General features: G+C 36.9%; 20 protein-coding genes. 17 read left to right on the forward strand and 3 right to left on the reverse strand.

The window, feature by feature from the left end; all coding sequences use genetic code 11:
* The first annotated feature begins 1 nt into the window (after nucleotide 1).
* From ACMGDK_RS00775 to ACMGDK_RS00825, 11 genes are all read left to right on the forward strand, one after another.
* Nucleotides 2-1,429: an O-antigen polymerase gene (locus ACMGDK_RS00775; RefSeq protein WP_436806167.1), complete on the forward strand. Its 1,428-nt coding sequence runs from the start codon at nucleotides 2-4 to the stop codon at nucleotides 1,427-1,429.
* Entirely contained in the window at nucleotides 1,417-2,514 is a 1,098-nt protein-coding gene (locus tag ACMGDK_RS00780) for a hypothetical protein (RefSeq protein ID WP_436806168.1), read from the forward strand. Before ACMGDK_RS00775 ends, ACMGDK_RS00780 begins: the two co-directional genes overlap by 13 nt.
* 348 nt (nucleotides 2,515-2,862) lie before the next feature.
* Nucleotides 2,863-4,029 carry a glycosyltransferase family 4 protein gene (locus ACMGDK_RS00785; protein WP_436806169.1) on the forward strand — a complete coding sequence of 389 codons (1,167 nt, stop codon included), beginning with the start codon at nucleotides 2,863-2,865 and terminating at the stop codon, nucleotides 4,027-4,029.
* Nucleotides 4,026-4,937 carry a glycosyltransferase family 2 protein gene (locus ACMGDK_RS00790; RefSeq protein WP_436806170.1) on the forward strand — a complete coding sequence of 304 codons (912 nt, stop codon included), beginning with the start codon at nucleotides 4,026-4,028 and terminating at the stop codon, nucleotides 4,935-4,937. The genes ACMGDK_RS00785 and ACMGDK_RS00790 overlap by 4 nt, the downstream gene beginning before the upstream one ends.
* Nucleotide 4,938: 1 nt before the next feature.
* On the forward strand, nucleotides 4,939-6,264 hold the full coding sequence (locus tag ACMGDK_RS00795) for a polysaccharide pyruvyl transferase family protein (protein ID WP_436806171.1): 1,326 nt from the start codon (nucleotides 4,939-4,941) through the stop codon (nucleotides 6,262-6,264).
* A 1-nt stretch (nucleotide 6,265) separates the two neighbouring features.
* Complete coding sequence (locus ACMGDK_RS00800; RefSeq protein WP_436806172.1) at nucleotides 6,266-7,435, forward strand: glycosyltransferase family 4 protein; 1,170 nt, start codon at nucleotides 6,266-6,268, stop codon at nucleotides 7,433-7,435.
* A complete protein-coding gene (locus ACMGDK_RS00805; RefSeq protein ID WP_436806173.1) occupies nucleotides 7,428-8,033 on the forward strand; it encodes a sugar transferase in 606 nt (201 codons plus the stop codon). The genes ACMGDK_RS00800 and ACMGDK_RS00805 overlap by 8 nt, the downstream gene beginning before the upstream one ends.
* A 23-nt stretch (nucleotides 8,034-8,056) precedes the next feature.
* Nucleotides 8,057-8,659 (forward strand): acetyltransferase, encoded by a 603-nt coding sequence (locus tag ACMGDK_RS00810; protein WP_436806174.1) that lies wholly within the window; start codon nucleotides 8,057-8,059, stop codon nucleotides 8,657-8,659.
* Nucleotides 8,660-8,680: 21 nt separating this feature from the next.
* Nucleotides 8,681-9,847 carry an aminotransferase class I/II-fold pyridoxal phosphate-dependent enzyme gene (locus ACMGDK_RS00815; protein ID WP_436806175.1) on the forward strand — a complete coding sequence of 389 codons (1,167 nt, stop codon included), beginning with the start codon at nucleotides 8,681-8,683 and terminating at the stop codon, nucleotides 9,845-9,847.
* 673 nt (nucleotides 9,848-10,520) lie between these two features.
* Nucleotides 10,521-11,150, forward strand: a complete 630-nt coding sequence (locus ACMGDK_RS00820; RefSeq protein WP_436806176.1) for a TetR/AcrR family transcriptional regulator — start codon at nucleotides 10,521-10,523, stop codon at nucleotides 11,148-11,150.
* Between the two features lie 218 nt (nucleotides 11,151-11,368).
* Complete coding sequence (locus tag ACMGDK_RS00825) at nucleotides 11,369-11,875, forward strand: RidA family protein (protein ID WP_436806177.1); 507 nt, start codon at nucleotides 11,369-11,371, stop codon at nucleotides 11,873-11,875.
* A 53-nt stretch (nucleotides 11,876-11,928) separates the two neighbouring features.
* On the opposite strand, the gene ACMGDK_RS00830 is transcribed toward ACMGDK_RS00825, so the two are convergent.
* The 3 genes from ACMGDK_RS00830 to ACMGDK_RS00840 all read right to left on the reverse strand — a co-directional run bounded on the left by ACMGDK_RS00830 (nucleotide 11,929) and on the right by ACMGDK_RS00840 (nucleotide 14,771).
* On the reverse strand, nucleotides 11,929-13,134 hold the full coding sequence (locus tag ACMGDK_RS00830; protein ID WP_436807240.1) for an MFS transporter: 1,206 nt from the start codon (nucleotides 13,132-13,134) through the stop codon (nucleotides 11,929-11,931).
* A 93-nt stretch (nucleotides 13,135-13,227) separates the two neighbouring features.
* Complete coding sequence (locus ACMGDK_RS00835; RefSeq protein ID WP_436806178.1) at nucleotides 13,228-14,142, reverse strand: helix-turn-helix domain-containing protein; 915 nt, start codon at nucleotides 14,140-14,142, stop codon at nucleotides 13,228-13,230.
* 113 nt (nucleotides 14,143-14,255) lie between these two features.
* Nucleotides 14,256-14,771, reverse strand: a complete 516-nt coding sequence (locus ACMGDK_RS00840; RefSeq protein WP_436806179.1) for a hypothetical protein — start codon at nucleotides 14,769-14,771, stop codon at nucleotides 14,256-14,258.
* Between the two features lie 115 nt (nucleotides 14,772-14,886).
* Between ACMGDK_RS00840 and ACMGDK_RS00845 the strand changes: the two genes are divergently transcribed.
* The 6 genes from ACMGDK_RS00845 (at nucleotide 14,887) to ACMGDK_RS00870 (ending at nucleotide 22,964) form a co-directional block, all read left to right on the forward strand.
* Entirely contained in the window at nucleotides 14,887-16,308 is a 1,422-nt protein-coding gene (locus ACMGDK_RS00845) for an aminotransferase-like domain-containing protein (protein ID WP_436806180.1), read from the forward strand.
* Between the two features lie 257 nt (nucleotides 16,309-16,565).
* Nucleotides 16,566-16,895: a hypothetical protein gene (locus ACMGDK_RS00850; RefSeq protein ID WP_436806181.1), complete on the forward strand. Its 330-nt coding sequence runs from the start codon at nucleotides 16,566-16,568 to the stop codon at nucleotides 16,893-16,895.
* 71 nt (nucleotides 16,896-16,966) lie between these two features.
* Complete coding sequence (locus ACMGDK_RS00855; RefSeq protein ID WP_436806182.1) at nucleotides 16,967-17,668, forward strand: ABC transporter ATP-binding protein; 702 nt, start codon at nucleotides 16,967-16,969, stop codon at nucleotides 17,666-17,668.
* A 9-nt stretch (nucleotides 17,669-17,677) separates the two neighbouring features.
* Complete coding sequence (locus tag ACMGDK_RS00860; RefSeq protein WP_436806183.1) at nucleotides 17,678-20,152, forward strand: TonB-dependent siderophore receptor; 2,475 nt, start codon at nucleotides 17,678-17,680, stop codon at nucleotides 20,150-20,152.
* Nucleotides 20,153-20,163: 11 nt separating this feature from the next.
* Nucleotides 20,164-21,612 (forward strand): DUF3526 domain-containing protein, encoded by a 1,449-nt coding sequence (locus tag ACMGDK_RS00865; protein WP_436806184.1) that lies wholly within the window; start codon nucleotides 20,164-20,166, stop codon nucleotides 21,610-21,612.
* A gap of 2 nt (nucleotides 21,613-21,614) precedes the next feature.
* Nucleotides 21,615-22,964, forward strand: coding sequence for a DUF3526 domain-containing protein (locus ACMGDK_RS00870; RefSeq protein WP_436806185.1), 1,350 nt, complete (start codon nucleotides 21,615-21,617; stop codon nucleotides 22,962-22,964).
* Nucleotides 22,965-23,130: the final 166 nt, after the last annotated feature.

Here is a 23,130-nt window from a genome sequence, read left to right on the forward strand (position 1 = left end):
GATGTTAAAGAAAATAATTATTTTTCTAATACTATTATTTGAGGTTTATCTTTCTATTACCAAGAGATATCCTGATTATTACGATAAAGATTTTTTATGGTTGATTATTATTTTGAATATAGTTTCTTTATTCAGTTTTGCTTTTATAGATAGGGACAAAAATGTCAATTTAAAAAATAATAAAGTAAAATTTACTGTTTTATTTTTAATAGGATTTTTAATTGTATGTTTTCAGCCCTTTGTTGATCTGGCATTAGGATATTTAGAGCCCAGCAATCATTATTTATTCATACGTTCGGGAATCATTTTAAAAACACTTTTATGTGCCTCTATTGCATTGAATAGTTATTTATTCGGAACCAGCCTATTTGAAGCTAAAAAAGTAATTATACAACAGGAAAAGCCTTTAAGAAAGATGATCAATATCCGAACTTTGAAAGTAATAAATGTTCTTTCTTTCTTCTTCTTTCTGTCGCAGATTAATTCTTCTTTTTTAGATGCTAATACTTACGGTTCAGGCCGAAAGACCTCCTTTTTGCTAGGATATTCAATGTTATTATTTGAAACTTCTTTTATAGCAATAATATTGATAATGATTATAAATAATGGTAAAAAATCTAATTTTTACAATTATTTAAAGCAATACGGATACAGCTTAATATTTTTTGTTTTATATCTGATGCTAATCTTATTTAGTGGTGACCGAGGCCCGATTATTTATTTGTCATTAGCTTTAATTTTTGGATATATATATTTAAATAATGTAAGTATATCTTCATCTAAACTTATTTCAGTTATTATAATCGGATCTATGCTAATGACAATTCTTGGAATGATAAGGAGAACAGGGGTAACTCTGGATTCAGCAATTAATTCTAAAATTGAGAATACCTATTATCCGGATTCAGTCTTTCCAATGACTAAAGAATTGGCAACTTCTGTTTTAACAATTAGTACAGCTGTTAATAAAGTGCCAACAAGATATGATCATTTTTATGGTCTATTTATGTTTCAGAATTTTTCAGTTATTATACCAGGGTTAAACAGTTTCCTAAACGCAAGGCTCGGTATAGATACTAACTTTTTTTCGTCATCAGTATTCTTAACATATCTGTCTTTAGGATCCAATGCAAAATGGGGAGTGGGAACCAGTGCAGTTGCAGATGTTTATCTGGACTTTGGTATTTTAGGTGTAATTGTCATTTTTATCATTTTTGGTTATCTCACAAAAAAAATAGAGGTTTATGTATTGGGATATAATAGTACCAATTTTTTATTAGTAGCTATATATCTATTATTCTTTTCGTTTAGTATTTATATTGCTAGAAGTAACATTGTAGTTCCCTTAACTAAACTTACCTATGTGTTGTTTTTTTATGTTTTAACATTAGCGTCAAATAGAAAAATAATTAAAAAATGGATAAACTAACTATAATATTTTTTACGGTATTTCAATTTTTTTTCTGTTTCAGTCAAAATACAAATACTAAGGAATATGCGAGTATTAAAGATCAATACTTTAAAGACGCATTTAATATTGAAAGTTCACTACCCAAAAATCTGGATAGAAAAGGAGGAACGGATTATACGGATTTGATTCAGAAAGCTCTTGACGAGAATACAAAGCTGATATTTCCAAATTTTCCGGTACTGATTTCTGATAAAGGAATTAATTTACGCTCGAACCAAAATATTTTGTTTCAGCCGAATTCAAAAATTATTCTGAAGAGCAGTAGTAAACCAGCTTATAAAGCAATTAGTATAAATAACGTTACTAATGTTAATATCTTTTTTTTAAATATAGAGGGAGATAAATATACCCATCGGTCAAAAGAAGGTGAATGGGGGAATGGGGTATCAATAAAATCAAGCAGTAATATTCACTTGTTTAAACCTATGATTTCAAAATTTTGGGGTGATGGCATTTATATTGGCCAAGAAACTACTGCTCCAAAAGATATATCTGTAAGTGGAGGAATTATAAATGATAACAGAAGAAATGGAATTTCTATCATATCAGGAATTAATATCTCCATAAAAAATACTACGATAAGCAATACAAGTGGCCATAATCCGCAAAGTGGTATTGATATTGAACCGAACTCAGGTAATAATGAAATAACAAATGTGATATTGGACAATATTATCACTAAAAATAATGCGGTGCATGGAATTGTTATTTCAACAGGTAATTTAAATGGCAGTAGTAAGCCTATTTCAATTAAAATAAATAATCATTCTGATATTAGTTCAGGAATTGCTTTAGGTCTTAGCATTACTAGAAATAAACTAAATTATGCACAACCGATTAAAGGTAAAATTGTAATAAGTAATTCCAATTATACCTCACCAAATAAGGTGTTTATCAGAAACTATGAAGGTAAAAAAAGCAATGTAAGCTTAACGTTAGAGGATATGAAGTTTAATAAATCAACTACTTCAAGAATGTCTACAACTAATTTAAATCAATTTTTATCTGATTATAATAATAATAAAAGTAGCGATGTAAAATAAACGGAATTTTTCTATTTAAAAGTTAATAAAATATAAACTTTGATTCAAAGATTCGTGACATATTATTTTTTTGTATATTTGTATTATGTAGTGAAAAATTCATCAATAATTCAATTATTGTAACAAATAGTTCACATAATTATATTATTTTAAAGATAAAATTTACTACAACACTATTTGATATCTGAACACACAGATCTGAAAAAAAATCATTTTTATTATTGAGAATAATGACAATATTTTAGGCTTTATAGCACTGAAATATTGTAGTTGTTTTGTTCAAGTTAAAACTCAGCTAAAAACTAATAACCGAATTTTATCTAATCATATAATGAAAGTGATATAAAAATGAACATAATTTTCCTTGAAGCCGTTCAAATTCATGGTGGTGCCCGTAAGAGTACGATTGAATTGGCAAAACGACTAAATGAAGAGGGGCATAATTCGGTGATCGTAGATTTCTGGGGTAGTTGCAATGAATTTACTGAAGATGTAAAAGCCAATAAAATCCCGATAAAGATTTTAAAGAAAAATGATAGCCCTATTGCGATTTTCAGTACTAGAAATCCCTTTAAAATAAGTATAAATATCACTTTATTTTTATTAGACTGGATCAGGCTGAAAAAAGAATTCAAAAAATTTCAAAATACTTTTAAGCCGGATGTAATTATTGTCAATAACATTAAAACCAATTCCATTTTAAAGAAAGGGAAAGACTATAAGATAGCTTATTTTGCACGGGGCTGGTTTGCTTACAACTCTATAGGTTTTCTTAAAAAGCTGATGTTTAAGTACAATTCCGATTATTTTATCGGAGTTTCCCAATCCACAAGACAGGCTATTTATACAGGAGGGTTGGCCCCTTTAGAAAAAATTTTTGTAGTGCCGAATGCTATTGATTTAGCAAAAGTGGATCAGTACAGAAAAGAAAAAACAGAAAGGAAGGATACTGATCCCATGGTGATTTTACATTGTGGTGGTTTTTTACCGGCAAAAGGGCAGGATTTATCAATTTCTTTAGCCAGGAGATTAAAAGATAATAACATTAATTTTAAATTAATCTTAATGGGAGCTGTTTATGATAGCCCTGTTTCAGAGATTTTTTTAAACAAAATCCGTCGTGAGATCAATCAATATAAGCTTGATGATCATGTAGAGATCTTGCTCAATCAAAAAGATCCCTACAGCATTTTCAAAAACAGCGATATTTTAATACACCCTTCCGATACAGAGGGATTACCTCGTGTAATCATGGAAGCTTTGGCATTTGAAATACCTGTTATTGCCAATCCGGTAGGAGGAGTTACAGATTATATCCTTCACAATTTTACTGGATATATTGCCACTCACAATAATGTAGATGACTATTATGAATATATCTGTAAACTTTATAATGACAAAGAGCTTTACCAGTTTATTGCCAACAATGGGAAATCATTGATCGTCAATAATTATGGTAAAAGAAACCAGGTGGAAGAATTTGATAAAATCTTTAAAAAATTGGGTAAATCATGAAATCAATTACTGTTTTTACGCCAACCTTTAATAGAGAAAAAACGCTGATCAGGCTTTATGATTCTTTGTGCAACCAAAGCAGTTTGGATTTTAAGTGGATTATTGTAGACGATGGTTCCAGCGACAATACTTCCGCACAGGTTGAAAAATGGATAGAAGAAGGCAGAATCGAAATACAGTATTATTATCAGAAGAATAAAGGGAAGCTGGCAGCCCAGATATTAGCTCTGAACTATATAGATACTGAGTTATTTACCTGTATAGACTCTGATGATTATCTTCCTGATAACGGCATTGAAAAAATATTAAAATTCTGGAAAGCCAATAGAAAAAGCAATTCCGCAGGAATTATTGGTCTGGATGCCTATGAAGACGGTTCCGTAGCAGGAGAACATTTACCAGATATAAAGGAATCTACCTATTCTGAATTAGTAGATCACTATAAAATCAAAGGGGACAAGAAATATATTTTTGATACGGAAATATATAAAAAGTATCTGCCATACCCTTATTTTGAAAATGAAATTTTTCATGAGGTAAGCTGGATATTTACACTGATAGATCAGGACTATAAATTTCTCCTCTCAAACGAGATCTACTGTATCATAGAATACCAGCAAGATGGATTATCCAACGGACTGTACAAGAGATATAAAGACAGTCCCAACTCATTTATTGAATACAGGAAAATGAAAATGAAGTATGGGATAAACAAAAAAATAGTGCTAAAGAACTCAGTACACTATATATCTTCGTGCCTTTTTGCTAAAAAATGGAATTTTTTTAAAGGCTCTCCCAATAAGCTATATACCCTCATCGCAATTCCCTTTGGAATAGCACTGAATATATACATAAACCGTAAGGTAAAGCAAAACACACACAGGATTAAACAAGGAAAATTGATATAGAATGAATAATGCTATAATAGTACCAGGAGTAACAGATTTAAATAAGGGAGATCAGGCGTTGGTTTGGGAAAGCTGGAGGCTGGCCAAAGATACAGGGCTGTATGACGAAGTATATATACTGGATGCCGGTGAAAATGACGAAGAAAGAGCATTGTTGTGTAAACAGTCCGAAGAACATGGCTTTAAATTATTAGATAATATTTTAAAACACCCCCGACGAGGGCAGCATAAATCAGGAGAGCATATTAAAGAATCAAAATTTGAACTTTTAAAGCAGATTAGAAATGCTGGGCTGGACTTTAAAAACACAAGGCATTTAATTAAAATATGCAATGACCTCGAGAAAGTAAAGAAATCCTTTGATCATAAAACCTATCAAACCGTTAAGCAGTTTCATGAGGCAAAAACCATTTTTGTAAAAGGAGGAGGCTTTATTCATGCTTACGGTGAAAAAACGGCACCTTACTTAATGTGGTATTTCTTATTCTATGTTAGGTTAGCTAAAGCGTTGGGGAAGAAAGTTGTCTTTTTACCCAACTCATATGGCCCGTTTATAGGATTAACGGTTAAGCAGCAGGTACGTACAGTATTCAATCAACTGGATTTGGTGTATGCACGTGAGAATGTTTCTTCAAAAAGCTTAGGCCAGTTATTGGAAAAAAATATTCAGGTAGAAATGGATCTTGGGTTCTTCTTAGAAAAAGGAAGCCAGGAAGAAGCCCTGAAGATATTACAGAAATATAACTTAACACCAGAAGATAAAATTGTAGGAGTGACGATCCGTCCCTGGCGCTTTCCCGGCTTATCAAACCCGGAAGAACTGTACAAAAAATACATCGACTCAGTTGCAGATCTTACAAAGCATCTGTTGAGTAAAGGGTATAAGGTCGCTTTATGTAATCAGTCATTAGGGCCGAATTCCCACGAAGACGATCGTAATGCCATAAAAGATTTGTTGGAAAAGATTAAGGATCCTAATATCATCTGGATCAACGAAAATTTATCATGTGATATATTGAAAGCGGTTTATTCTAATTTTTACTTTTTCATAGGCACACGTTTTCATTCCATTATATTTTCATTGACATCTCTGGTTCCTTCCATTGCTATCGGATATGGAGGTAACAAAGCTCTGGGCATAATGGGAGATTTTAATTTGGATGATTATGTGGTTCAGATTCAGGATGTAGAGTCGGATTGGCTGATTAACAAATTTGATAAAGCTATTTCAGAATATGATGATATAAAATCACAGCTGGAACAATCCATGAGTCTGGTGACAGACAGCAGGAACAGATTAATAAAAGATATTCAATCCTTATACTAATATGAAAATAATTCGGACATCAACAATACCATTGTCTTTGAATGTTTTATTAAAAGGGCAATTGAAGTTCTTAAGTGAATTTTATGATATTATAGGTATATCTTCAGAAGGCCAGCTTCTTGACGAAGTAAAACAGAGAGAAGGTATAAAAACGATTGAAGTAAATATGGAAAGAGGAATAAGTCCTTTAAAAGACCTTACCTCTCTCTATAAATTATATAAAATTTTAAAAAAAGAAAAACCGGTCATTGTACATTCCATAACACCCAAGGCCGGGCTTTTAACCATGCTGTCAGGGAAAATGGCAGGAGTGCCGATCCGTATCCACACCTTTACCGGGCTTATTTTCCCGACCAGAAAAGGGATGATGCAGAAACTTCTCATCAGTATGGATAAGCTATTATGTTCGGCAGCCACCCATATTTATCCGGAAGGTGAAGGAGTGAGAAAAGATTTAATTGATTACAAAATCACCTCAAAATCTTTAAAAGTTATAGGAAATGGCAATGTGAACGGTATCGATCTGAAACATTTTTCGCCCAACCAGATTACCGAAGCACAGAAAACGCTTTTAAAAAAAGAACTGAGTATAGAAGATGCACATTTTGTTTTTGTATTCGTAGGACGTTTGGTAGGAGATAAGGGAATTAATGAATTGGTTAAAGCCTTTTCTCATATAAACAAAAAAGAAAATCCACAGCGCCACTGCAAATTATTACTGGTTGGTACTCTGGAACAGGAACTGGATCCTCTGCATCCGGATACATTAAAAGAAATTGAAAATAATCCGGATATCATATCTGTAGGCTTTCAGAAAGATGTCCGTCCTTATTTTGCTATTTCTGATGCATTGGTCTTTCCAAGCTATCGGGAAGGATTTCCAAATGTAGTGATACAGGCGGGAGCGATGGAATTGCCGAGTATAGTGTCTGATATCAACGGATGCAACGAAATTATTATAGAAGACCAGAATGGAGTAATTGTTCCGGTGAAAAACAGTGAGAAGCTTGGTGAGGCAATGGAAAGAATGAAATCGGACACTGATTATTATCAGAAATTAAAGATGAATGCCCGGCCGATGATAGAATCTCGTTACGAGCAGTCTGTCATTTGGGAAGCTTTATTGAGTGAATACAAAAAACTAATTAAAGAAAAAGATTACCGTGTATAAATTTTTTTTTAAAAGGATTATAGATTTTCTGATTGCGCTAATAGGACTAATCTTGTTATCACCTGTTTTCATTGTGGTTATGGTCCTTCTGTATTTCGCAAATCAGGGTAAACCATTCTTTTTGCAGGCACGACCGGGATTAAACGAGAAGATATTCAATATCATCAAGTTTAAGACAATGAATGATAAAAAAGACGCAAAGGGTAATTATTTGCCTGATTCGGAACGCTTAACACGTGTTGGAAGTTTTATACGTCAGACTTCCCTGGATGAGCTTCCGCAGCTGATTAATGTATTGAAAGGAGACATGGCGCTTATAGGTCCAAGACCTCTGTTGCCACAATACCTGACTTTATATAATGAATCTCAAAGACGAAGACACAATATACGCCCTGGCATTACAGGCTGGGCGCAGGTGAATGGGAGAAATGCCATTTCCTGGACGATGAAATTTGAATTAGATATTTGGTACATAGAGAATGTATCATTTGCAACAGATTGCAAAGTAATGTTCCTTACTTTAAAAAAAGTAATAAAAAAGGAAGGCATAAACCAGGCTGATCAGGCTACGGTAGAAGCTTTTACAGGAAATAATTAATTTAAATTAAATGTAGACAGAATATGTATTTATACGGAGCAAGTGGTCATGGCAAAGTAGTGGCTGAAATCGCCGAAGAATGCGGTTATAATATTGAAGCCTATATCGACGAAAATCCGTCGAAGGAGAGAGTGTTGAATTATACTGTTATTCACGAAGCTCCGCCCTATGATATAGAAGTACTTATTTCTATAGGTAATAACAGGTTGCGGAAAAGAGTAGTTAATCGGGGTGAGCATTTCAATTATGTTACCCTCCTTCATCCCAAGGCGATACTATCTAAGAGATTAAAAATAGAAGAAGGAACTATCGTTATGCCCGGTGTTACTATAAATGCAGCAGTAAAGATAGGGAAGCACTGTATTATTAATACCAATGCTTCTATTGATCACGATTGTATAATCGAAGATTTTGTCCACGTATCTCCCAATGTGGCGCTGGCCGGAAACGTATACGTAGGGGAAGGAACTCATATTGGAATTGGGGCCAGTGTGATACAGGGAATAGAAATTGGCAAGTGGTGTACCATTGGTGCAGGAGCTGTCATTATTAGCGATGTACCGGATGGTGCTACAGTAGTAGGAAATCCGGGTAAAGTAATAAAAAGTAGAAGTTTAAATATTTAGTAAAATTTAGAATAGTAAAATATGAAATCAAAAGTGTGGTTGTCATCTCCCCATTTGGGAGGAAATGAATTAAAATACATTAAAGAAGCATTCGACGCAAATTGGGTAGCCCCTTTAGGACCGAATGTTGATGGTTTTGAACAAGATTTGGAAATATTCTTAAATGAAGATGTAAAAGTAGCTGCACTTTCTGCAGGAACTGCCGCTTTACATTTAGCATTAATTGAGTGCGATGTCACTCATGGAGACGAGGTTATCTGTCAGTCGATGACATTTTCTGCCTCTGCTAATCCTATTGTCTATCTGGGAGCCGTACCCGTTTTTATAGATTCCGAAAAAGATACCTGGAACATGTGTCCGGTGGCTTTAAAGGAGGCGATAGAAGACAGAATTTCAAAAGGCAAAAAGCCCAAAGCTATTATTGTCGTTAACCTTTACGGAATGCCTGCAAAAATGGATGAAATTTTATCAATTGCTGCAGAGTATGATATTCCTTTAATTGAGGATGCTGCTGAATCATTAGGCTCCAAATATAAAGGAAAAGCCTGTGGAACTTTTGGCCGTTTTGGTATCTTGTCATTCAATGGGAACAAAATTATTACGACTTCCGGAGGTGGCGCATTGGTATGCCATTCCCAGGAAGATAAAGATAAAGCTGTATTTCTCTCTACACAGGCTAGAGACAATGCCCCGCATTATCAGCATTCCCAAATTGGATACAATTACAGAATGAGTAATATCAGCGCAGGAATCGGAAGAGGGCAAATGGAAGTGTTGAATGAGAGGGTAGAGGGACGTAGAAAAATGCACAGTTTTTATTCAGAACTTTGTAAAAATATAGAAGGAGTAAAAATATTTTCAGAACCTGATTCAGATTTTTACAGCAATCACTGGTTATCCGTTATTACAATTGATGATACCAAGACTAAATCATCAAAAAGCCATGAAGATTTGCGTCTGGCATTTCTGAAAGAAGACATTGAATCCCGTCCTATCTGGAAACCAATGCATCTGCAGCCTATATTTAAAGACGCACCGTATTATGGTGGAAAAGTAGCAGAGACCCTGTTTGGTAATAGCTTATGCCTGCCTTCAGGATCTAATCTTTCAGAGGTTGAAAGAGCCAGAATTGCAAAAGTAATGCTGGATGTCCTTTCAAATAAGAAAGAATATTCAGTGGTGAGATAGTTTTGGCTTGTGCCGTGGTAGTGGTAGGATAAATAAATTAATACCAAATCATTTATATAAAAGTATACTTCCTAATAAATTGACCACACCAGCAGACTTAAGATAATTAAAATGAGACTGTCTCAAAAGTGAGGCAGTCTCTTTTACATTTAGTGTTTTTACCTTAGCTGTTAGATTCGAAATCATCTTTTGTTACAGGAACAACGAATTTTACATCATCAGTTGTAATCCAATAATCATTCTTCATCATCTCACCTTGTCATTATTTCTAAAGCCTCCTTAAACTGAGGAAATAAACTGATTCCATTTTTACGGTAAGATCATTCAATTAACTTTATCTGCAGTTGGCTGCCGGGAAGTTTTTATTGATTGACCTGTCCAAAATTTGGAATTCTGATCGGTTAATGTATAAAATCAGCATTTGTACAGCCTTCCGGAATGAGAATGTAAGATGAAATCTGTGTTTATCATCAGCTCGCTTTTTTCTATATCTGAAATCCTTTTTGCCCAAAATACACAATGATACGACCTGAATTGTTTTAGTTTTTCCAACCTAAATACTGTTTAAATATATATTGAATGGTTTAGTTTCCGCAAATATACAAAACAAGACACTATTCAGTGTCTAAAATAATTAAAATTTCCTTAAACTTGTATAATCGAATGTTTAGCTATGGAAAGAAAATCAGCTGCAGGAAATGTCCGGAACAAGGAACGCAGTAAAAAGAAATTTTTGGATGCTGTTGGAAAGATATTGAAAACGAAAGGATATGCGGCATTGAAGATAAACGATATCGCAGCCACAGCCGGAGTAGATAAAAAAATGATCTATACCTATTTTGGCGGAATGGATGGCCTGATGGATGAATATATCCGGTCCCAGGATTACTGGAGCAACGTAACCACCGAAACCATGATGCCCGATCCAAAAGACGGAGGGAAAGCATTTACTGAAGCAATGTTACTGCAGCAATTTGATTACGTGCAGAGCAACAAGGAGCTGCAGAAACTTTTATTGTGGCGCTTGTCTGAGTCTCGCAAATCCCTGACAAAGCTGACTAATATGCAGGAAGAAAACGGGGGAACTCTTTTTAAGTTAGTTATTGATCCTCATTTCGGAGAACGCTCGCAGGATTTCCGTGCAATAGCGGCCATTTTAGTTTCAGGCCTTTATTACTTGAATATGTATGCTTCCGTAAATGGCAGTGTGTTTTGCGGTATAGATCTTAATACTGATGACGGCCGCGATAAAATCAAAAAAGCGGTATCTTTTTTAATAGATCAGACTTATGAGAATCTGTAATATTTAGTTAAATTGCATTTGTGCTTTTTACTTTAAACTGCTCTTCTTATTTATGAAGCGTACCCAATATATATGCCAGATCATGTATTACCGTTATTCCTAAAAAAAACTGGTAAATATACCGTCTATAAAAGCTAAAAACTTCAACATATGTTTATTTTTCTGAAAATATTGAAATCTATATTTGCTTCATATTTCAGAATAAAATAATAGATATCATGAGAAGTATAGTATTTAATTTATCCACCCTTTGTATGGGATTTTTGGCTTTTTCACAAAATACAAATCACCATAAATCAAAAAAAACAACCAATGTAACCACTATTGTCCACAAAAATCCAAAAGGCCTTTTTGATCCGACTCCTTTTGCTTTTTCTCACGCTACAACAAATGAAGCTGAAGGAAAATATGTGTTTGTATCCGGACAAAGTGGAGGGGAAGGCTTAGAGCACCATCTTTCCAAAGATTTCAGAACTCAGGTTAGGTTTTCCCTGAAAAATTTGGAAACCGCACTTGCTGATTACCGGTTAGGAGTTAATGATGTTCTTAAAATTACGATTTTAATTGTTGATCATGATCAGGAGAAACTTAAGATATGGACAGAGGAAATGCATAAAGTATGGAAAAATAACGAATTTCCGGCAAGTACTTTAATTCCGGTTCCCAGGCTGGCACTAGATGATATGCTGATAGAAGTAGATGCCATTGCTTTTATTAAAAAGTAAGATCCTGAGGATGAGTCATTTGATAAGGTTTTATTGAAAAGAAGAAGCAGAGATCAATTCTCTGCTTCTTCTTTTTTAACGGCCTGGTGCATAACCAGAATAATTCCTAAAAGTATAATGGCAATCGCCAGATAACGCCAGGCAAGACCATCCTGTTCCGTGACGGTTCCACTGACCGAAATAATAAAACTTGTAATAGATGTGATCACATAGACCAGTCCACCCATCAGTCCGCCTGCTGTTCCGGCATTCTTAGGGAAATAAAGCATACTCGTTGTAAAAAATGACGTAAACAAAATCCCGGAACAGATATGAATAAAAAACGCAAAAGGTACCATAATGAAAAGACTTTCCGCATAGAAGCTCGTTGCAATAAGTCCGGTAATCAGGATTAGCTGTAAAATGATAGGCTGTAAAATCCTCTCTTTAAAATCAAGCTTCAGTCTTCGTTTTCCTATAAAACCGCCAATCATCCATGAAAATCCTAAGATCAGGGTACAGTATCCAATAACTACAGGGGTAAAATGAAACGTATTTTCAATGATAAAAGGACCTGTAATATTGAAAAGCATCACAATAGAGTAGCTTAGTCCTAAAATAAAAATTCCGAGCATAAAGATTCTGTTTTTCAGCATCATTTTGTATAGACTGATGTTTTCAGAAAGATTAAGTTTCTTTCTCTCCGGTAAGCTTTCACCACTGAAAGACCATTCGAATACAAACAGGGCTCCCGCATACAAAGCCAGAAAATGGAAATTGGCGTGCCAGTTAAAGAGTTTTTCAAGATATCCGCCCAAAAAAGGTGCTAAAATAGGCCCGCACGACCAGACGATCGTGAAATAGCTCAGATAGTGTTTTACTTTTTCAGAATCATAAAGATCCACAAAAATAGCCCGGGTAGCAACAACCAGTACGGAAACTGCAGCTCCCTGAAGAATACGAAGCAGGCAGATCAGCAGAATACTGTCGGTCATTGTAATCAGAATACTGCTGATGATAAGTAAGAACAGTGCGATCAGTTTAGGACGGTATCGCCCGATACTGTCCAGGATTCCCCCGACAAAAAGCTGCGATATCCCATAGCTAAGTAAGTAAGACGTTAAAGTGATCTGGATGTCCTTTTCAGAGACCTGCATCTCCTTTGCCATCGATGGGAATGATGGTAAATAAATATCAGTGACAAATCCCGAAAGCGGAATCGACACAAAAGCCATAATGGTGATTAATCTGATTCTTTTTTCAGATGCTTCTTTCAACAACATATTCGTTCGTTATTTTACTAGGCAAAAATAAGCCGGAAATACAGAAATACAATTTTAAAAGACAAAGTAAAAATTGCAAAAATCAAAGATTTAAAATGCATTTTTAAATTTTAAGGGCGAAACCTCGGCATGTTTTTTAAAGAAATTATTGAAATGGGAAGGTTGGTCAAATCCCAAAGTATATCCTATTTCAGCAATATCCCAGTTAGTATATTTCAAAAGATTTTTAGATTCCTCAAATACCCTTTCTTTAATAATTTGAGTCGTGGTAAGCTGAGTGACTGATTTTACCGATGAATTCAGATGATTGACATGCACATTAAGCTGATCTGCAAAGTCAGAGGCAGTTTTCAGAGTGAGCGGATAAGCAGGAGAGTCCAAAGGGAACTGCTTATTGAGCAGCTCATCAAATAGACGGTATAAACGGATATTAGCCGGAAGTTCATTGGGATTAATATCATCTACACGGTTCTCTAAAGCGAGGTGCATCACAGAAGCCAGATGGCTTTTAATACTGCTGCACCGGAACGGATATGCTGAGTTATTCAGCTTATACATCTGCTCAAAATAAAGAGTAGCCAGCTGAGTCTGTTCATCCGTTAAAAAAACAATAGGCTTGCTCCATTCTTTAAACAATGAGGTCTTCTTAAACAGGTTGAATTCAGTATTTCCACTAAAAAACTCCTGATTGAACAGGCAAAAATAGCCTTCCTGAAGATCTCCGTCACACTCCCATGAATACGGGATGTTAGGCGAAGGAAAAAAGAGGGCAGGGCGGTCAATATACAGCTCATGTGATCCATATTGGAATGTGCCCTTTCCAATAATAAAGCTTATCTTATAATAATCACGGCGGTTGTATGGACTTTTAAAACTACAGTACTTCCGCAGAGAAACATTGAAATGCGACTTTCCTGTTTCAAAATCATCAGAATCAAACATTTTTATCTGATTGTTCCGGATGCGTCTGTAATAATCTTCAATAGTTTCAAGCTGATCACTCATGATAAAGAAATTATAAAAATCAAAGATACGTAATCCGTTGTTAATACAAAAAAAGAGATTTTATAAAGATGACAAAAAAATTGAACCATTAAGGTTTTTTCTTGTGTGAGAATCTAACCTTTAATCATTTCGAATTTTAGTATTTGAGAAGGAAGTTTAAAAGGTCCGGCTACAGCATCAGCAACATTGGTAAAACCTGTTTCCTTTAAAAATTCTAAAAGCGGATCATGAACCATCATATTAATCCAGATAATATCTGTAAAGCTGGCTGCAGATCTGCATTTTTTCCAAAGCGATTCCCTCGTTTCCGGAGAATCGAATTCCGAAAGGATCACAAAGCTGATTTCTATAGCTTTTTTCTCTACAGGCAGGGCAGGATGTCCGGAACCGCTTTTCAGAATACTGTAACCGGCTGGCTGATCATCCGCATACGCTATAATAAGCTGGTTGGAAAGGTCATTAAGGTCATTGATCATTTTTCTGGGATCAATATCAGTTTCAATATATTTTTTGATGTCCTCCTCAGGAATCAATTCCCTGTGCATAGCATAAACTGAAGAATCAATAATGGTTATAAGATCAGAAATTCCCTCCTCAGAACCCACCGTAAATTTTGAAATTATATTCATGAATCTTTTTTATTCAAAATTAGAAGATTATTGGGATTCGAAAAGGATACAGTTTTCATTAATTTAATCGGTACAGTGATTTATTTTATAAATTTGTACGGTACAGTTTGGCGAAATGATGATGCGATCCTATAAATATGAAATTTTTACATCGGTTATTGAAGAACAGATCAGAAGTAAGATTTTGCTGAAAGGAGAACGTCTGCCTTCCGTACGCGAGATCAAAAACAGATATCAGCTGAGTACAAGCTCCGTTCAAAGCGGTTTTGAATATCTGATGATGAAAGGGCTGATAGAAAGCAGTCCACGCTCAGGATATTTTGTAACCTCCGTTGCAGAAGGCCGTATTTCGAAAGCAAGAACAGGGCTGATTCCTGTTGTGAGAGATGCTGTATTCGCAAAAAATGTGATGCTGACTTCTGCCAGAAACAAGCCTTCCGAATCCAGTTCTTTCAATATGGCAGCACCGGGAGATCTTCTGATCCCACAAAAACTCATCCTCAGAACGATGCAGGAAGTGATCCGCGAAAAAGGAGCTGCATTATTACGTTATTATCCGTTAAATGGATTATATGAACTGAGAAAACAGATTTCCAAACACATGACGGCTCACGGATGTTCAATGAATCCTGATGAACTTATCATTACGGATGGTGCACTGCAGGCATTGACAATAGCATTAAGAGCGGTAACTGATCCCGGAGATATTGTAGCTGTTGAAAGTCCCTGTGTTTTCTCCGTTTTGGAGGTTATGGCGAACCTTGGCCTTAAAATAATCGAAATCCCTGTACATTACGAAAACGGTTTTGATACAGAATATTTCAGAAAAGTCTGTACTTCGAATGATATAAAAGCCGTGGTGCTAACACCCAATTTTCACAACCCGACAGGTATCATAATGAATGATGATGCTAAAAGAGAACTCTTGTCTGTCGCATCTCTCTATCAGGTTCCGATTATTGAAAATGATATCTACGGTGATCTTTACTTTGGTGGTAAAAGGCCACGCTGCATCAAAAGCTTTGATGATTCAGGACTGGTGATGACGTATTCTTCATTTTCAAAAACGCTGGCGCCGGGTATCCGTTTGGGCTGGCTGCATACCGGACGTTTTTATGCCCGCTCGGAAAGAGCGAGGTTTGTCCTGGGAAGATCAGTTGCCCCTATTTATCAGGAACTGATGCTGAAGCTTCTTCAGGGAACCAGTTATGAAAGACACCTTCGGTCATTCCGGAAACAACTGAACAAACAGGCCGTTGAGTTGCTGGGAGCTTTACGACACTGCTTTCCCGAAGATTCCTATTTTCACAGTCCTGAAGGAGGTTACAGCATTTGGGGGAAGCTCCCGGAACAAACTGATATGAAGAGATTTTTTGATTATTGTGACAAAAATAAAATTCTGTTCACGCCTGGAAATACATTTTCATTAACAGATGAATACAGTCATCATTTCCGGATCGTTTTTGCAGACCGGGTCACGCCGGAAAGTCTTGCCCTGCTGGAAAATGCAGGAAGAAGAGCAAAGGAGTTGAGGTGAGAAAGAAATCAGGAAGAGAATTGATAAACACATTTGAGGATGAGTAATGGTGTAAAAGCAGACCATCAAATATATATTTATATAAGGGGCGTATATTTAACAATCTTAAAAATGATAAAATCAACCTCATTTCCGGAAAATTTTTGAAATTAATCTCAGTAAAACCCTATATTAATTAAATATTTTTTAATTTCGCAGCATTCAATTTCAATCAGCAAATCTATTCATTGAGAGTCACAAGGCACTTTAAAAACTTTTTGACGGCAATTTTTATTGCCGTTTATGCCTTTGCTGTTTCTCCGGCGGAATATCTTCACCATCACTTTCTTCACAGCCAGAATGCAGGAAATACTTTTCAGCAGCCCAAAGGAGAGAATGTAAAGATTTTCAAAAAGGCCTTTTCGTCATGTGATACCAAGTGTCCCATCTGCCACCATAAACTGCTGGGTGAAGGTGGGATTGGAAAGATTTACACGGCTGTTTTTTCTGTATCAAAAATCACGGGAAAGATCTTTTCTTCTCCCGAATTTCTATTTTCTTACACGCTTTTTTCCCTTTCGGACAGAGGCCCGCCGGCTGTATTATAATTTTTAAATATCCCATGCCTTCTTTTGCGGGCTGAACTTTTTTTAATTATTTAATTACATAATACATTTTCATGTCAATATTACAAGCTATTGAGCTTAGTAAGCAGTACAATAATGTCACTGCGCTAAGCGGACTCAATATATCCGTACAAAAAGGAGAAATTTTCTGTCTGCTCGGACAAAACGGAGCCGGCAAAACCACAACGATCAATATATTCTTAGGTTTCTTAAAAGCAAGCTCCGGTAAGGCTCTTATTAAAGGTGTTCCGGTAGAAATCAATGGGGAAACCACCAAAAAGTTCACGGCCTATATTCCGGAAGTTGTACAGCTGTATCCTAATCTTACAGGGATTGAAAACCTAGATTTCTTTAGTCAGATGGCAGGTTTCAGGTATTCCAGAGAAGAGCTGGAAATATTGCTGGAGAACACAAGTCTTCAGAAGGAAGCTCATAACAAAAAGCTGGCTGCCTATTCCAAAGGAATGCGCCAGAAAGTAGCCATTGCCATCGCCGTTGCAAAAAGTGCAGACCTCATTTTAATGGACGAACCCACTTCAGGACTTGATCCGAAAGCTACTGCAGAATTCACCAGGATCTGTAAATACCTTGCTGGAAAAGGGAAAACCATCATCATGGCTACCCATGATATTTTCAATGCAGTGAATGTGGGAACGCGGATCGGCATTATGAAAGAAGGAAGACTGGTTCATACCCTTGATGCTAAATCTGTGACTGCCGATGAGCTACAGAAAATTTACTTAGAAACTATTTAAAAACCGGTAATGAAATATTTGTATATCACAGCAGCACTGGCAGCCGCCAGTGTGAAGGTCTGTGCGCAGGAAACATTGTCGGGGGAAGTGATCGGCGAAAATCATCACAGGCTTAAAAATGCCAGAATCATTATTAAAAACAACGAAAACAGATATGAAACGACATCCAATGACGGAAATTTCAGCATACCGGATGTCAGAAAAGGAACCTATGACATCAGTGTCAATGCCGAATCTTATGATACTTATACCGAACAGATCGAAGCGGACAGTGCGTTTTTAACCAAAAAACTGGTCATTCATCTGTATAAGGTTGGAGCGATTCAGGAAGTGGAGATTTTAGGCAGGGCATCAAAAAAATATCAAAGTGATTATTCTTTCTCGGCCACTAAAATCGGGGTTCAGAACAAGGATATTCCTTTTTCAATTTCCACAGTGAGCAAGGAGCTGATCAACGACCGGCAGGCTTTTCAACTGGGTGATGCTGTCAAAATGGCCAGCAGCGTAACTCCTGTGAGTTATTATAACCAATTCAGCATCCGCGGAATTGCGCAGAACGAAGAAGGAACAATCATCAACGGAATGCGGACCAGGCAGTATTATTTTATGCAGCCTATTACCACCAGTCTTGAAAAGATAGAAGTGATAAAAGGTCCGGCCAGTGCCGTTCTTTCCAGTGTGGATCCGGGAGGAAGCATTGTTTTGGTGACTAAAAAACCATTGAAAACCCCAAGCCGGGAAGTGACCATGAGCGTAGGAAGCTTTAGCACCATAAGAAGTTCCCTGGATTTTACAGGACCGTTGAACAAGGAGAAAACACTTTTATACAGATTTAATGCAGGCTATTCGCAAGCCCAGAGTTTCAGGGATATTCAGTCACAGAAGAGTGTTCTGGTGTCTCCTTCAATTTCCTATATCCCGAATGACAGGACCGCAATCAATGTAGAAATGATCTACAGCGACTTGAACGGTAAGATAGACAGAGGACAGCCCATTTTCGGAGCGGTAGACGGGATGACAGATCTGCGGAGCACTCCGATAAGCTTTAATCTTGGAGCTATTAATGATTATTTTAAATCAAAGGAACTAATCATTATGTCCAATTTTACGCACAGGATTACCGATAAGATCAGCATCAATGCATCATATATGAAGCAAACCTGGAAGGAAGATCTTCAGGAACACAGAACAACCAATGCTTTTGCTGTAGATGTGAACAACAAGCCTATTCCAACGTTGGCCGGAATGCAGATGGTCCAGAGAAACCAGTTCTGGAATACGGATAATCTCAATGCTTATCTGGTGTTTAATCTTAAAACAGGTCCCATTGAACACAAAATTCTGACAGGCTACGATTTTATCAGCACGCATAAGTACAAGGGCGGAGCACAGAACACGGCAAGAGGATATCTTCTGACCAACGGGAAAACAGCTTCTTCCTATAATCCACAGAACGCAGGTGATTACCAGATGGTGACGGTCAATGGAATTACCATGCCTAAACCGAATGTAGAGCATTTCAATCTAGCCAATCCTGTCTACAGTATAAAAAATACTGATGAGTATGTATTTTCAAAAACTGCGTTGCCACCGGCTCTGATAAGGTCTAATGGAATTTACATTCAGGATCAGATAAAATGGAACCGGTTTAATTTATTCCTAAGCCTCAGACAGGAATGGTTTCAGGATATTACTCGTTATAAAGAAAATAATGAAATTGTTGTCAAAGACAGCAAGCTGATTCCAAGAATCGGGCTTACTTATAATGTGAATGATCGTATCAATGTCTATGCTTCCTATATCGAAGGATTCCAGCCACAATCAAATACAGCTTCGCTGGCTCCTGTAGTTATTCCTGAAGGCAGAGCTTTTGAACCTTTGAGAAGCCAGTCCAAAGAGGTTGGAATGAAAGCCGATTTCTTTAATAAAAAAATTCATATTGATGTTGCCGTTTATGAGATTCGCCAGAGGAATATCCTTTTGAACGCTAATGATCCCGCCGAGCCGGACCGTCTGATAACCAGAGGGCAGGAACGCAGCCGTGGTTTTGAGATGGATGTTATCGGAAATATATCGCGGGCATGGCAGGTGTTTGCTTCTTACGGATACAATGATGCAAAAATTATTGACGATATCAATCCTGCGCTGATAGGCGCCAGAAAACAGAACACCCCGTTTCACAGTGCCAATATCTGGCAGAAATACAGTTTTGGAGAAACTTCTTTTCTGAAAGATATTGCAATAGGATTAGGTATTCAGTACAGCGGCAATAAAGTTCCGATGTATAACCGTTCATTCCTAGTCCCTGAGTACACAATCTTTGATGCCGCTGTTTATTACACCCCAAAACAGGGACCCGTAAGAATTTCTCTCAATGTCAATAACCTTTTTAACACAACCTACTGGCTGGGTGCGCAGAACTACCTTCGTCTGTTTCCCGGAGCCCCAAGAAATGCAGTGCTCACGGCAGTTTATAAATTTTAAATTTTAAGATTATGAGAATACATATTATCCGTCTGATTTCAATACAGCTTTGGAAACAGTCATTACAGAATAAGGCGGTCATTTTTCTTCTGCTGATCCTCAGCCTTCTGTTTGTGTTTGCTGCCTATACAGGCTGGCAGGACTATAAAATGCAGGAAGACACTAGGGTAAAACATCAGGTGGATGTACGGCATCAATGGGAAGGGAAGCCGGATAAACATCCGCACAGAATGGCTCATTACGGTTATCTGATCTTCAGGGCACGATATCCTTTAAGTTTTTTTGATTACGGTTTGGAACGATATATGGGAAATTCAGTATTTCTGGAAGCCCATAAGCAGAATACTGTTAATTTCTCAGAGGCCGGATTTTCGTCAGGAATGTTGAGGTTCGGAGAAGTAAGTACGGCAATGATCCTGCAGACCCTGATTCCATTATTTATATTTTTCCTGGGATTCAGCTGTATTTCGGCAGAACGTGAGAATAATACTTTGAAAGTACTGATCAGTCAGGGTGTACGATGGAAAGAGCTGGTGGCCGGAAAAATACTGGGGTTGCTTTGCTTGGTTGGGCTGGTTTTTGTTCCGGTGATGATCCTGACAGTGGCCATGTGGTTTTCTCTGACTGGCTTTAAAAGCACGGTTGATGAACTTCTGCGTCTGTTCTGGATCGCCGGAGCTTACCTGATCTACTTTTTTATTGTCTGCAGTGTTTGCGTGATGGTATCTGCAGTAAGCAGGACTTCAAGATCTTCTTTAGTCAAGCTGATCGGTTTGTGGCTGCTGTTTATCGTTATTATTCCAAGAACAGCCCAGGCGTTCGGTGCGTATCTGCATCCGGCGCCATCAAAAATAGATTTTGATACCAAAGTGGAAAACGAGCTGGTGAAAACCGGAGACAGCCACAATCCGAATGACATCTATTACAAACGAATAAAAGATTCCCTTCTGCAGGCCTATCAGGTGAAAACCGTGGAAGAGCTGCCTTTTAATTACAGCGGTTATATCATGGCCGAAGGAGAAAAAATCAGCTCCGGAATCTACAACAGACATTGGCAAAAACAGCTTGATATTTATGAGGAGCAGAACAGCATTAACCGTTCTCTGGCTTTTGTAAATCCTTTTCAGGCGGTTAAAGACCTGTCGACAGCACTTACCGGCTCAGATTTTAATTCCTATATCAGTTATCAGGAGCAGGTGGAAGTGTACAGGTATCAACTGGCGCAGCTGATGAACAAACTGCAGATGGAAAATATCAGCAATAAAAAGCAGCAGGATAATGATAAGCCTTATACAATCAGCAAGGATCACTGGAAAGAGCTTCCTGATTTCCAATACAGTTTTATAGGGCAGAGAGCCCTGTTTCAAAATGAGTTGGCTTCTGTGCTTTCCCTTCTTGTGTGGGCATTAGGTCTTCTTTTCGTCCTTCATTTTATGTCTAAAACAATAAAAATAAATTAATCATGTACCTTTTATTATTTAAGAACTTCATCCGTTCCCAGTCTGCCTATCTGGGAATGCTGTTCCTGCTGTTATCAGGACTGGTCAGTATTTTTGTGGGCAGGCAGTTTATTGAGAAGCAGAAAGCCAATATTGAACATACGGCTATTTATCAGAAAGAACATATTGAAAGATATACGGGCTACATAGAAAATGACCTCGGACTCTTATTATATTATCTGAAATTTGGATTGGTTAATAAAACAGACAACCTGAATGCACTGTCAATAGGGCAGAGGGACGTAAACCCTTCCATACAGAGCCTAACGATCAGAAATCTGGAAGGACAGAAATATGATACGGATCTTCAGAATCCTGTAAGTCTGCTTCTGGGCAGTCTGGATCTGGGGTTTGTGATTATTTTCCTCTTCCCGTTGGTCATTATTTCCTATTGTTACAATCTTCTGTCCGAAGAAAAAGAGCAAAGTACATGGATTCTGCTTTCCGTACAGGCTCAGGCGCCTTTCAGAATTTTGTTTAAAAAATTCGTGGTCCGTTTTGCAGTGATTACCGGAGTTTTACTGTTTCTGATTATTCTGTCAATTCCCATTCTGGATTTGAGAATTAATGGAGCATTGGCAGCTTTTGTTTTGGTCTCACTCTTTTATATTATTGTTTGGTTTGCTTTAAGTTTCTGGGTGGTTTCCTGGAATAAAAGTTCCCGGGCAGGTGCTGCCGGACTTTTATGTTTCTGGATTGTGCTCACTATTATTCTTCCCGCAATGCTCAATAATTTTATTTTAAGCAAATATCCTTTACCGGAAGCATTGGATACGGCAATTGAGCAGAGAGAAGCTTATCACGAAAAATGGGATACTGATCAGAAGCCAACTATAGAGAAGTTTTACAGACATTATCCGCAGTTCAGATCGTATGGTTATCCTAAAGAAAGCTTTAACTGGCTTTGGTATTATGCGATGCAACAGATGGGAGATGATGAGTCTAAAAGTCAGTCTGATCAGTTGAAAGCAAAACTTTGGAAAAGAGAAGAAATGAGCCGTATCCTTTCTTATTTTGTGCCCGGGCTTCACGTGCAGTTTCAGTTGAGTGATCTTACAGGATCCGGATTGGCTGATCAGTTGAGATTTACACAGGCTGCAGAACATTTTCATGAAGGGAAAAGGCTTTTGTTTTATCCTAAAATCTTTGCTAACGAACCGACGGGAAGTATTAACTGGAAGCAATTTCAACTGGAATATTATAATGAACAGAGCAAAATCAACTGGTTAGCCATGCTGGGGCCGCTATTGCTGTTTAGTCTGCTGTTTTATTATCTGGGAACTGTCAATTTTAAGAAACAAACGGTTTTGTAAGATTATCTTTTTTATGATAGAATTTTGGAATAAGAATAAATGTTCGGATGAAAAGACAATATAATACTCTAATAATCCTTTTACAAGCCCGATAGACCCAATAAAAACACTGAATTTTTATTATAACCACAAAAAAAGAAAGCCTGGTGGAGGAAAAGAAGAAAAA

The organism is Chryseobacterium hilariae (genome assembly GCF_051400735.1).
Classification (GTDB): domain Bacteria; phylum Bacteroidota; class Bacteroidia; order Flavobacteriales; family Weeksellaceae; genus Chryseobacterium.

Excerpts from the sequence above, each read along its gene's own strand:
- ACMGDK_RS00800 (WP_436806172.1), top strand. The coding sequence starts at position 6,266 with ATGAAAATAATTCGGACATCAACAATACCATTGTCTTTGAATGTTTTA.
- ACMGDK_RS00785 (WP_436806169.1), top strand. The coding sequence starts at position 2,863 with ATGAACATAATTTTCCTTGAAGCCGTTCAAATTCATGGTGGTGCCCGT.
- ACMGDK_RS00870 (WP_436806185.1), top strand. The coding sequence starts at position 21,615 with ATGTACCTTTTATTATTTAAGAACTTCATCCGTTCCCAGTCTGCCTAT.
- ACMGDK_RS00845 (WP_436806180.1), top strand. The coding sequence starts at position 14,887 with ATGATGATGCGATCCTATAAATATGAAATTTTTACATCGGTTATTGAA.
- ACMGDK_RS00815 (WP_436806175.1), top strand. The coding sequence starts at position 8,681 with ATGAAATCAAAAGTGTGGTTGTCATCTCCCCATTTGGGAGGAAATGAA.
- ACMGDK_RS00835 (WP_436806178.1), bottom strand. The coding sequence starts at position 14,142 with ATGAGTGATCAGCTTGAAACTATTGAAGATTATTACAGACGCATCCGG.
- ACMGDK_RS00865 (WP_436806184.1), top strand. The coding sequence starts at position 20,164 with ATGAGAATACATATTATCCGTCTGATTTCAATACAGCTTTGGAAACAG.
- ACMGDK_RS00820 (WP_436806176.1), top strand. The coding sequence starts at position 10,521 with ATGGAAAGAAAATCAGCTGCAGGAAATGTCCGGAACAAGGAACGCAGT.
- ACMGDK_RS00855 (WP_436806182.1), top strand. The coding sequence starts at position 16,967 with ATGTCAATATTACAAGCTATTGAGCTTAGTAAGCAGTACAATAATGTC.
- ACMGDK_RS00810 (WP_436806174.1), top strand. The coding sequence starts at position 8,057 with ATGTATTTATACGGAGCAAGTGGTCATGGCAAAGTAGTGGCTGAAATC.
- ACMGDK_RS00795 (WP_436806171.1), top strand. The coding sequence starts at position 4,939 with ATGAATAATGCTATAATAGTACCAGGAGTAACAGATTTAAATAAGGGA.
- ACMGDK_RS00860 (WP_436806183.1), top strand. The coding sequence starts at position 17,678 with ATGAAATATTTGTATATCACAGCAGCACTGGCAGCCGCCAGTGTGAAG.
- ACMGDK_RS00775 (WP_436806167.1), top strand. The coding sequence starts at position 2 with ATGTTAAAGAAAATAATTATTTTTCTAATACTATTATTTGAGGTTTAT.
- ACMGDK_RS00780 (WP_436806168.1), top strand. The coding sequence starts at position 1,417 with ATGGATAAACTAACTATAATATTTTTTACGGTATTTCAATTTTTTTTC.
- ACMGDK_RS00825 (WP_436806177.1), top strand. The coding sequence starts at position 11,369 with ATGAGAAGTATAGTATTTAATTTATCCACCCTTTGTATGGGATTTTTG.
- ACMGDK_RS00790 (WP_436806170.1), top strand. The coding sequence starts at position 4,026 with ATGAAATCAATTACTGTTTTTACGCCAACCTTTAATAGAGAAAAAACG.
- ACMGDK_RS00840 (WP_436806179.1), bottom strand. The coding sequence starts at position 14,771 with ATGAATATAATTTCAAAATTTACGGTGGGTTCTGAGGAGGGAATTTCT.